Source organism: Allobosea sp. (assembly GCF_030694325.1).
In the GTDB taxonomy this organism is placed as follows: domain Bacteria; phylum Pseudomonadota; class Alphaproteobacteria; order Rhizobiales; family Beijerinckiaceae; genus Allobosea.
On record NZ_JAUXYO010000198.1, the window covers coordinates 17,378 to 27,192 of the forward strand.

The 9,815-nt window shown below is 67.5% G+C and carries 11 protein-coding genes; 10 read left to right on the plus strand and 1 reads right to left on the minus strand.

From position 1 onward, the window contains the following. The first annotated feature begins 25 nt into the window (after nt 1-25). Genes motA through flhB form a run of 6 tightly spaced genes read left to right on the plus strand, consistent with a single transcriptional unit; the run spans nt 26 to nt 4,773 of the window. A complete protein-coding gene (gene motA, locus Q8M82_RS12660) occupies nt 26-928 on the plus strand; it encodes a flagellar motor stator protein MotA (protein ID WP_305691705.1) in 903 nt (300 codons plus the stop codon). Beyond that, a complete protein-coding gene (locus tag Q8M82_RS12665; RefSeq protein ID WP_305691706.1) occupies nt 928-1,875 on the plus strand; it encodes a flagellar motor switch protein FliM in 948 nt (315 codons plus the stop codon). Before motA ends, Q8M82_RS12665 begins: the two co-directional genes overlap by 1 nt. Then, nucleotides 1,856-2,167 (plus strand): hypothetical protein, encoded by a 312-nt coding sequence (locus Q8M82_RS12670; RefSeq protein ID WP_305691707.1) that lies wholly within the window; start codon nt 1,856-1,858, stop codon nt 2,165-2,167. Before Q8M82_RS12665 ends, Q8M82_RS12670 begins: the two co-directional genes overlap by 20 nt. Before the next feature lie 38 nt (nt 2,168-2,205). Further along, nucleotides 2,206-2,601 (plus strand): flagellar motor switch protein FliN, encoded by a 396-nt coding sequence (gene fliN, locus Q8M82_RS12675; RefSeq protein WP_305691708.1) that lies wholly within the window; start codon nt 2,206-2,208, stop codon nt 2,599-2,601. Nucleotides 2,602-2,614: 13 nt separating this feature from the next. Then, the gene (locus tag Q8M82_RS12680) at nt 2,615-3,676 is read left to right on the plus strand and encodes a flagellar motor switch protein FliG (protein WP_305691709.1); all 1,062 of its coding nucleotides are present in this window, start codon (nt 2,615-2,617) and stop codon (nt 3,674-3,676) included. Between the two features lie 32 nt (nt 3,677-3,708). Further along, the gene (gene flhB, locus Q8M82_RS12685) at nt 3,709-4,773 is read left to right on the plus strand and encodes a flagellar biosynthesis protein FlhB (protein WP_305691710.1); all 1,065 of its coding nucleotides are present in this window, start codon (nt 3,709-3,711) and stop codon (nt 4,771-4,773) included. A 24-nt stretch (nt 4,774-4,797) separates the two neighbouring features. Here flhB and Q8M82_RS12690 read toward each other — a convergent pair whose 3' ends face one another. After that, a complete protein-coding gene (locus Q8M82_RS12690) occupies nt 4,798-5,226 on the minus strand; it encodes a VOC family protein (protein ID WP_305691711.1) in 429 nt (142 codons plus the stop codon). A 182-nt stretch (nt 5,227-5,408) separates the two neighbouring features. On the opposite strand from Q8M82_RS12690, the gene Q8M82_RS12695 reads away from it, so the two are divergent. From Q8M82_RS12695 to Q8M82_RS12710, 4 genes are all read left to right on the plus strand, one after another. Then, nucleotides 5,409-6,662 (plus strand): flagellin N-terminal helical domain-containing protein, encoded by a 1,254-nt coding sequence (locus Q8M82_RS12695; protein ID WP_305691712.1) that lies wholly within the window; start codon nt 5,409-5,411, stop codon nt 6,660-6,662. A gap of 158 nt (nt 6,663-6,820) precedes the next feature. Next, the gene (gene fliF, locus Q8M82_RS12700) at nt 6,821-8,446 is read left to right on the plus strand and encodes a flagellar basal-body MS-ring/collar protein FliF (RefSeq protein WP_305691713.1); all 1,626 of its coding nucleotides are present in this window, start codon (nt 6,821-6,823) and stop codon (nt 8,444-8,446) included. Beyond that, nucleotides 8,443-9,108, plus strand: coding sequence for a hypothetical protein (locus Q8M82_RS12705; RefSeq protein ID WP_305691714.1), 666 nt, complete (start codon nt 8,443-8,445; stop codon nt 9,106-9,108). Before fliF ends, Q8M82_RS12705 begins: the two co-directional genes overlap by 4 nt. 29 nt (nt 9,109-9,137) lie before the next feature. Continuing rightward, nucleotides 9,138-9,815 (plus strand): flagellar motor protein MotB (locus Q8M82_RS12710; RefSeq protein ID WP_305691715.1); only part of this gene is annotated, 678 nt, incomplete at its 3' end.

The following is a 9,815-nucleotide window of genomic DNA, read 5'->3' on the forward strand; positions in this document are numbered from 1 at the left end:
GCAGATTGCGAGAAGGAGCGACGCCTTGAGCGTATTGATCGGTTTGTTGATTGCGGTCGGCTCGCTCATCGGCGGTTTCGCTGCGATGGGCGGGCATGTCGCCGTGCTCTGGCAGCCCTGGGAACTGGTGATCATCCTGGGAACCGCCATCGGCACCTACATCATCGCCAACCCGATGAAGACGGTCGCCGACACCGGCACCGCGGTGATGGAGGCGTTGCGCAACCAGTCCCCCAGCCAGGCCCATTACTTCGAGGTGCTCGGCGTGCTCTACGCGCTGATGCGCGAATTGCGCAACAAGGGCCGGGCCGAGATCGAGCAGCATATCGAGACGCCCTATGAATCGACGCTCTTCGCCGCCTTTCCCAGCGTTCTCGCCGATCCCCAGCTGACAACCTTCATCTGCGACTATTTTCGCCTGATCATCGTCGGCAAGGCCCAGGCCCATGAGGTCGAAGCGCTGCTGGACGAGGAGATCGGCAGCCACGTCCAGGATCGGCTGAAGCCCTATTACGCGCTGGGCACGGTCTCCGAAGCCCTGCCAGCGCTCGGCATCGTTGCCGCCGTGCTCGGCGTCATCAAGGCGATGGGCGCGATCGACCAGTCGCCGGCCCTGCTCGGCGGCTTCATCGGCGCAGCCCTGGTCGGCACCTTCGCCGGCATTTTCTTCTCCTATGCGGTGATCGGGCCGATTTCGTTGAAGATCAAGGCGATGCGCGAGAAGCAGCTGCGCGTCTACATCGTCGTCAAGCAGACCCTGCTCGCCTTCATCAACGGCGCCGCGCCGCAGGTCGCGCTCGAATATGGCCGCAAGGTCATCTCCGCCGCCGAGCGGCCCTCCATCGACGAGGTCGAGGACAAGACCATCAGCGGCGCCGGCCAGCGTGCGGCGCCCGCCAATGACCGCGCCCAGAAGGAAGCCGCCTGATGAGCACCGCCGCCCAGGCCATCCGCGAGGACAAGCTCCTCGAATCGACCGGCATCTCGATCGACCGGCTGCCGATGCTGCGCATGGTCTTCGACCGGCTCGCCACCGGCTGCGCGGATGCGGTGCGCCAGATGTCGACCTCGCCGACCTATTTCTCCGTCGCCAACGTCCAGAGCCAGCGCATCGGCGACGCGCTCAACGCCCATGCCCACAACACGATCGCCGGCATCTTCCACTCGCCTGAATGGGATTCGCGCATCCTGATCGGCTTCGACCGGGACTTCGTCTTCACCCTGATCGAAGTGCTCTTCGGCGCCGACGGCAGCGAGCGTCCCTACAAATACGAGCCGGACTTCCCCGATGACGAGCGCCCCTACACGCCCATCGAGATCCAGGTCGCGCAGGCGCTCTGCGAGCTCGCGGCGCAGAACCTCCAAGCCGCCTTCAGCCCCGTCGCCGATGTCACCTTCATCTTCGAGCAGATCGAGACGCGGATGTATTTCGCCGCCATCGGCAGCCGCAGCAACCTCGCGGTGAAGTCGCAGCTCCTCGTCCAGGGCCTCGACAATTGCGGGCAGATGTTCGTCATCATCCCGCAGACGGCCCTGAATCCGATCCGCCAGAGTCTCAGCCGCGTCGTTTCCGGCCACACCACCGTCAAGGACCAGCGCTGGACGAAGCAGATCCAGACCGAGGTCCACAAGACCGAGGTCAGGCTGCAGGCGATCCTCGAGGAGCGCCCGATGACGCTGGGCGAGATCAGCGCCCTCAAGATCGGCCAGGTCATCGAGCTGCAGGCTTCGCCGCGTTCACCCGTCCGCCTCCAGTGCAACGACGAGACCGTCTTCTGGTGCCAGCTCGGCCAGCGCGACGGGTCCTATGTCCTGCGCGTGCAGGACAGCGCCAACCAGGAACAGGAGTTTTTCGATGATCTTCTATCTCGGTGAAGCCGTCCTCTTCGTGGCCCTGCTGCTGACCAGCCTGCAGGTCCTGCGCATGCGCCGCGAACTGCAGCGCATGCGCGCCTACCATGCCGAATTCCAGCAGGTCTTCGGCAAGACCGAGACGGCGCTGTCCGCCATCCAGGCCACGATCCGCGAACTCCACGCCAGCGGCCGCGAGGTCGTCGAGGAACTCGGCCAGCGCATCGACGCCGGACGCCGGCTCGCAAGCGATCTCAAGCGCATCGGCCTGGCAAGCGAGGCACGGCGCGGCGACACCGGCCGCAACGCCGCCTGACGGCCTTTTCCAATCGCCTTTCCCTCCGGGAGACCACCATGAAGAAGCCGACCAAGCCGATGAAGCTCTCCGACCTCGCTCTTTCCGAAGAGCAGGCCGATGTCGCCCTGATGGAGCCGCAGGCCGCGGCCGAGCCCGAGGCGGCGGAGGTGCCGGCGCCCGTCGACGACCCCCTCAATCTCGAAGCCGTGATGCGCATCCCGGTCACAATCCAGGTCGTGCTCGGCAGCGCCTCCATGCAGGTCGCCAATCTGATGAAGCTGCGCCGCGGTGCGGTGGTGCCGCTCGACCACCGCGTCGGCGAGCCGGTCGACGTCGTCGTCAACGGCCGCATCGTCGCGCGTGGCGAGGTCGTGATCGTCGAGGACGACAACAGCCGCTTCGGCGTCTCGCTGACCGAGATCGTCGGCGTCCAGGCCAAGTTCGAAGAGTGAGGCGAGGCGCAGCATGACGGCGATCGCGAAGGACAACCGGGCCGCAAGCCCCGCCACGACTGCGCCGGTGAGCAAGACGGCGGCGCTGGGCGGCGCCGGCAAGGCGGCCGTGCTCGTGCTCGCCATGGGCAAGCCGCTGGCAGGACGGATGCTCAAGCATCTCGACACCGCCGAGGTCCGCGCCCTGATGCGGCGCGCCTCCGAGCTCGGCCCGGTCGCCGCCGACGACATCGCCGATCTCGTCGACGAGTTCAGCGACCAGTTTTCGCGCGGCATGAACCTGGTCGGCTCGCCCGGCGAGGTGCAGAAGCTGCTGACCGGCGTGCTGCCGCCCGAGGAAATCACCGAGATCATCGGCGAGACCGCCGAGGCGGCAAACCGCTCGATCTGGGATCGCATCTCGCAGATGCCCGAGAGCGCGCTCGCCGGCTATCTCGCCAAGGAGCACCCGCAGACGGCGGCTTACGTCCTCTCCAAGCTCAAGCCGGCCTGCGCCTCGCGGGTGATGACGCAGTGGCCGGCCGACAAGCGCCATGAGCTGATGCGGCGCATGCTGAACCTGAAGCCGGTGGCCGAGCAGCCGGCGGGAATCGTCGAGAAGGCGCTCTACGAGGGCTTCACCCTCAACCTATCGCGCAACAAGGGCGCCGATACCCATGCCCGCATGGCCGACATCCTCAACAAGATGGACAGCCAGGACATGGAGGAGGCGCTGGGCAGCCTGCAGCGCATCCGCCCGGAATCGGCGGAGATGCTGAAGGGCCTGCTCTTTACCTTCGACGACATCGTCAAGCTCTCCGCCCGCGCCCGCATGGCGATCTTCGACCAGGTCCCGACCGACCGGCTCGTGCTCGCGCTCAAGGGCACGGAAGCCGCCTTCCGCGACCAGATCCTCTCCTCGCTGGCGGCCCGTGCGCGCCGCATCGTGCAGCAGGATCTCGAGAACGGCGAGCCGGCGCTGCAGCGCGAGGTCGTCGATGCCCGCCGCGCCATCACCGACATCGCGCTGGAGATGGCCAGCCGCGGCGAAATCGAACTCAACCCGGACCGCGAAGAGGGCGCCTATTTCCAGTAAACGGCAGCGTGCCGACGAGGAGGTGACGACGCGTGTCCGAACAGGACCAGGAGAGCAAGACCGAGGAGGCCTCCGAGAAGAAGGTGCGCGATGCCGTCGAGCGCGGCAACACGCCCTCCTCCAAGGAGGCTCCGATCTTCGCCAGCATCGCCGCGACGATGATCGCCGGCGTCTTCCTGATGCGGGACGGAGCCGCCGCCATGGCGCGCTTCCTCTCCGATTTCCTGGCCGATCCCGCCGGCTTCGACATCTCGACCAGCGGCAACACGACCACGCTTCTGCTCCACGCCGCGATGCAGGCCGGACTGTTCCTGTGGCCCGTCTTCGCGCTCTTCCTCGTCTTCGGCCTGAGCGCGGCCTTCCTGCAGCATCCGCCCCAGCTCGCCCTCGAACGGATCAAGCCGCAATGGTCGCGGCTCTCGCCGTCCAAGGGCTTCACGCGGATCTTCGGCAGCCAGGGTCTCGTTGAATTCGGCAAGTCGTTGGCCAAGTTCGCCGCCATCACGGTGACCGTCTGGCTGATCCTCAAATCGGACAAGAACACGGTGGTGACGGCCATGCTGAGGGATCCCAGCGCCCTTCCGGAGATGATCCTGACCATCGCGATCCGCCTACTCTCGGCGGCCTGCGTGGCGACGATCGTGATCGTCGCGATCGACCTGGTCTGGACCCAGAAGTTCTGGCGCCGCTCGCTGCGCATGACCAAGCAGGAGGTCAAGGACGAGCACAAGCAGGCCGAGGGCGACCCGATCCTGAAATCCCGCCGGCTCTCGCTCGCCCGCGACCGCGCCCGCAACCGCATGATGGCGGCCGTGCCGCGCGCCACCGTGATCATCGCCAACCCGACCCATTACGCCGTGGCGCTGCGCTATGTGCAGGAGGAGGGCGGCGCGCCGCTGGTGCTGGCCAAGGGCACGGACCTGATCGCGCTCAAGATCCGCGAGATCGCAGAAGCCAATGATATCCCCGTGGTCGAGGACCGCGCGCTCGCCCGCTCGCTCCACGCCGCCGTCCAGCTCGACCAGATGATCCCGCCGGAATTCTACAAGGTCGTCGCCGAGCTGCTCTGCCTCGTCTATGCGAAGAAGGTGGCGTGAGGCCGAGGCCACCCGTTTTCGCGGTCAGTATTCGGCGTAGATTTCGATGATGTTGTCCTCCGGGTCACGGAAGAACAGCGTCCGATGCCGCCAGTTCGGCAGATCGGTCGGCCCCCGCAGGATCGGCACGCCCTTGGCGAGCAGCTCCGCATGGCAGGCATCGACCATGGGCGGGGCCACGCGAAAGGCAAGCTGGACGGCCGCTGATCCGGGCAGGGTGGCGCCGTCGTCGCAGACGCTCCAGACGCCGCGCGGACGCAGGGCGAGCAGCGCCGCACCGACCCGGAAATTGACCCAGTTTTCCTGATCGACCTCGATCGGAAACTGCATCACATCGCGGTAGAAGACGCGCGTTTCCGCCAGCCTCCGACACAGGAGGACGGTGTAGTCGAGGTTGGAAATCCCACCCAGGCTCATTCTGGCCTCACTGTGAATGACGACCGCATGGACCATCGCATGTCACACCAGCCATGCTTCCAACGTCAGCCCCGCGCAAGCTTGCCCCGCTACACCAGACCCATGGCAGGTTGACCCGATGGGTGCGTCCCCGGCGTCAAAGGCATGAAGCCGCCCTGCCATCCCGGTGCAAACCCGGAATGTTCCCACCAATCCCTTCCAGATTGAGGAACATCATCATGACCAGCCTGCTCACCAACACCTCCGCGATGACTGCGCTGCAGACGCTGACGCAGACCAACAAGAACCTCGCCCAGTCGCAGAACCGCATCGCCACCGGCCAGCGCGTCTCGACCGCCTCCGACAACGCCGCCTACTGGTCGATCGCCACGACGATGCGCTCGGACAACAAGGCGCTCGGCGCGGTGCAGGACGCTCTCGGCCTCGGCGCCGCGACCATCGACACGATGTATACCGGCCTGAACGGCACCGTCGAAGTCGTCTCGGAGATCAAGGCCAAGCTCGTCGCGGCCCGGACCCCCGGCGTCGACCGCGACAAGATCCAGAGCGAGATCAAGGAGCTCCAGAGCCAGCTCAAGAACACGGCGGACTCCGCGGTGTTCAACGGCGAGAACTGGATCTCGGTCGATTCGACGGCGTCGAGCTACAACGACACCAAGTCGGTCGTCTCGTCCTTCTCCCGTGCCGGCGGCCAGGTCCAGGTCGACACCGTCACCGTCGATCTGAACGCGATCAAGCTCTACGACGCGAACCTCGACACGGCCTATGCGGCGCAGACCTTCCCGACGGCCACCTCCGCGGCCCGCGATCCCCTGCTCGACGTCGGCGGCAACATCACCGTCACCGTCGGCGCGGCTCCGGCCCTCAACATCGCGGTCGCCGCCGGCACCTCGCTGAAGGACATCGCCAAGGAGATCAACAAGCTCGGCATCGAGGGCCTGTCGGTCGGCATCAACGCCGCCGGTGACGCCCTGGCGTTCAAGAGCCGCAACGACGCCGACGTCGAGATCGACGCCAGCGTCGCCGGCCTCGGCGCCGCCGTGACGCTGACCGCGCTGGCGACCCCGGTCGACAGCAACAAGGGCATCCTGGACAAGACCTACGATGCCTTCACCGGCACCGCCTGGGAGACCTTCTCCGTCGCCGATATCGACATCGCCGCGCTGACCGACAACGCCACGGACCTCGCCAAGCTCGAGACCTACATCTCGGCTGTGGACGACGCCCTGGGCACGATCACCGATGCCGCCACCAATCTCGGCGCCATCAAGAACCGCATCGGCCTGCAGCAGGACTTCGTGAAGGCCCTGAAGGACTCGCTCGACCGCGGTATCGGCCAGCTCGTCGATGCGGACATGAACGCCGAATCGACCCGCCTCCAGGCGCTGCAGACCCAGCAGCAGCTCGGCATCCAGGCGCTGTCGATCGCCAACTCCGGCAGCCAGAGCATCCTCTCGCTGTTCCGCGGCTGACGCGAAAGGCACCTCCACACGACAGACAGGGCCGCGCTCTCCCCCGGGAGCGCGGCCTTCTCCGTTTTCACTCCGCGAGGGTCTGAACCCGCGCAATGCTCGCGCAAGGCTCGCCCAGCACAGTGGCGTCATCACCTGCCACGCATGAAGGAACGACGATGCCGGGCCGGCAATACGCTGAAGAGATCTGGCTCAACCTCCAGCAACTGGGGCCGAAGCGACTGGCCGCTCTGGCCGCGATCGGCCTGTTCGTCTTCGCCGCAATCGGCATCAGCGCCTATCAACTGAGCCGGCCGGAGCTGACCGTTCTCTACAGCGGGCTGCAGCGCGAGGACGTCAACCGCATCGGCGCGGCGCTGCAGGAGTCCGGCGTCGTCTTCGACGTCAATTCCGAGGGCACGCAGGTGCTGGTCAAGCCGACCCAGGCGGCCCAGGCCCGCATGCTGCTGGCCGAGAAGGGGCTGCCGCGCAGCACCAGCGGCGGCTACGAGCTCTTCGACAAGCTCGGCTCGCTCGGCCTGACCTCCTTCATGCAGGAGATCACCCGCGTGCGCGCCATGGAGGGCGAACTCGCCCGCACCATCCAGCTCATGCGCGGCGTCAAGGCAGCCAGCGTGCATCTCGTGCTCGCCGACAAGGGCTCTTTCCGACGCGACCAGCAGCCGGCCTCCGCCAGCGTCGTCGTGCGCACCGAGACCTCGGGTGCGGGAAACGTCGCGCAGGCGATCCGCCATCTCGTCGCCTCCGCGGTACCGGGGCTCTCGGCCGAGAAGGTGACCGTGCTCAACACCGACGGCACCCTGCTCGCGACCGGCGGCGAACCCGGCCAGATGGCCTCCTCCAAGCTCGCCGGCCTCCAGCAGAGCGTCAGCCGCGAGATCCAGGACAATGTCCGCAAGGCGCTGACACCCTATCTCGGGCTGGAGAATTTCGAGATCAGCGTCGCGACCGAGCTGAACACCGACCGCAAGGAAACCAGCGAGACGGTCTTCAACCCCGATTCCAAGGTCGAGCGCTCGGTGCGCGTCGTGCGCGAGAACGACACCTCCCAGAACGCAGCGACCCAGGAGCCGACGACGGTCGAGCAGAACGTGCCGGAGCGCGCCGTGCGCGCCGATGGCGGCCAGCGCTCGAGCGAGGAGAAGCAGCGCCGCGAGGAGCTGACCAATTACGAGATCTCTTCCAAGCGCATCCAGACCGTCAGCGACGGCTATTCGGTCGCCAAGATGTCGATCGCCGTGCTGATCAATCGGCCGCGCCTGGTCGAATCCCTCGGCGCCTCGCCGAGTCCGGAGGCGATCGAGGCGAGGTTGGAGGATGTCCGCCAGGTCGTGGCCTCCGCCGCCGGCGTCAACAGCCAGCGCGGCGACGCGGTCAAGGTGCTGGCGGTCGACTTCCTGCAGGGCAGCCGCACGCTGGAGCCGACGCCGCCCGTCGGCGTCGCCGAGGCGCTGCTGCGCCAGTCCGGCACGCTGATCAACGCCGTGACCATCCTCGGCCTCGCCGCACTGATCATCTGGTTCGGCCTGCGGCCCTCGATCAACGCCATCCTGAAACGCCCGACGCCCGCCGCCGTCGCCGCGATGACCGAGGACGCGAATGTCTCGGCCGTCGATCCCCAGCTGCAGCTCGCCGGCGGCGACATCGGCCTCAACCTGATCGGCGACCTCACCAGCGCCTCGCAGCGCTCGCCGCTGCGCAAGCTCGAGCAGCTCATCGACTTCAACGAGGCACAGGCCGCCGCGATCCTGAAGCAGTGGATCCATGAGGGAGAGCGCGCGTGAAACACCGCTCCGCCGCCGATTTCATCCCGAGCTTCGAGATCGACGAGGGCGATATCGCTCTCCTGCCGGAGGCCGGCACGGCCACGCCCGAAGCCGAAATCGAGCTGCCCGCCTTCCTGCCCCGCACCCCGCGCGAGCCGCCGCCCGATCTCGACGCCATCTACGAGAGCGGCCGCCAGGCCGGTCTCGCCGAGGCCCGCGCCGAAGCGGAAGCCGCCGCCGCCCGCCAGCGTCAGGAGACCGAGGCGGCGCTTGAACAGGCACGGCTCGCCTGGACGGAGGCGGTCGCCACGCCCTTGTCCGCCGAGCTGCCGCGGGCGCTCGAGGCGCTCGGCGAACACCTCGCCGAGACCACCGGGCGGCTGCTGCGGCCCTTCCTCGAGCGCGAGCTCAGCGATGCCGCCAGCCGCGCGCTGATCGACCAGATCCGCCCCCTGCTCAGCGGCGGAGACGGTGCCCTGATCCGCGTCAGCGGCCCGGCCGAGCTGCTGGCGACGCTGCGCGGCGTCTTTCCCGCCGGGACGCCCGTCGAGTTCACGGAAAACGAGGCGGTCGATGTGTCGATCGTGCTCGGCGAGACCGTGATCGAAACCCGCATCGCGGCCTGGGTCGCGCGGCTCCGGGGCCAGGGTCCCGACCGCCGCCGCCGTCCCGCCGCCTGACACCGCACGCCCGCATCGGAAGCAGCGCCATGGACACCGACCGCCAGGACTTCATCATCCTCCGCCGCAGCGCGGGCCGTCAGACGGATGCGATCAAGACCGGCGTCTGGAAGATCGCCCATGCCGATTTCATGACGGCGATGATGGCGCTCTTCCTCGTGCTCTGGCTGGTCAACTCGACCAATCGTGAGACCAGAACGACCGTCGCCCAGTATTTCAACCCGATCAAGCTTTCCGACACGACCTCGGACCGCAAGGGCGTGCGCAACCCGCAGGACGCCGAGCCCGGCGAGGTCGACAGCACCAGCCGCCATGACGGCGACCAGGTCGGCGCCGCCAAGACCGGCTCCGACCGGCGTCCGAGCGCGACGCTAAAGGACCCGCGCCAGGGCAAGGCCGCCTTCGAGGATCCCTATGCCGTTCTCGCGGAGGTCGCAGCCGCCAAGCCCGAACCCGGTTCGGACCGGGCCTCGACCCTGACGCTCGGTGCGACCGGCAAGCCGGGGATGAATGGTGGCGAGGCGATGCGCGACCCCTTCGACCCGAATTTCTGGCGCCAGACGCCGCAGACCGACAAGCCCGAGCGCCAGCAGGCCTTTGCGGGAGACGCAGCCTTGGCCCCGTCGCCCGCAAGCGACTCGGCGCCTAAGCCGCAGCCCGCGACCGAACCCTCGACCGTCGGCGCGAACGTGCCCGTCGCTGACGCG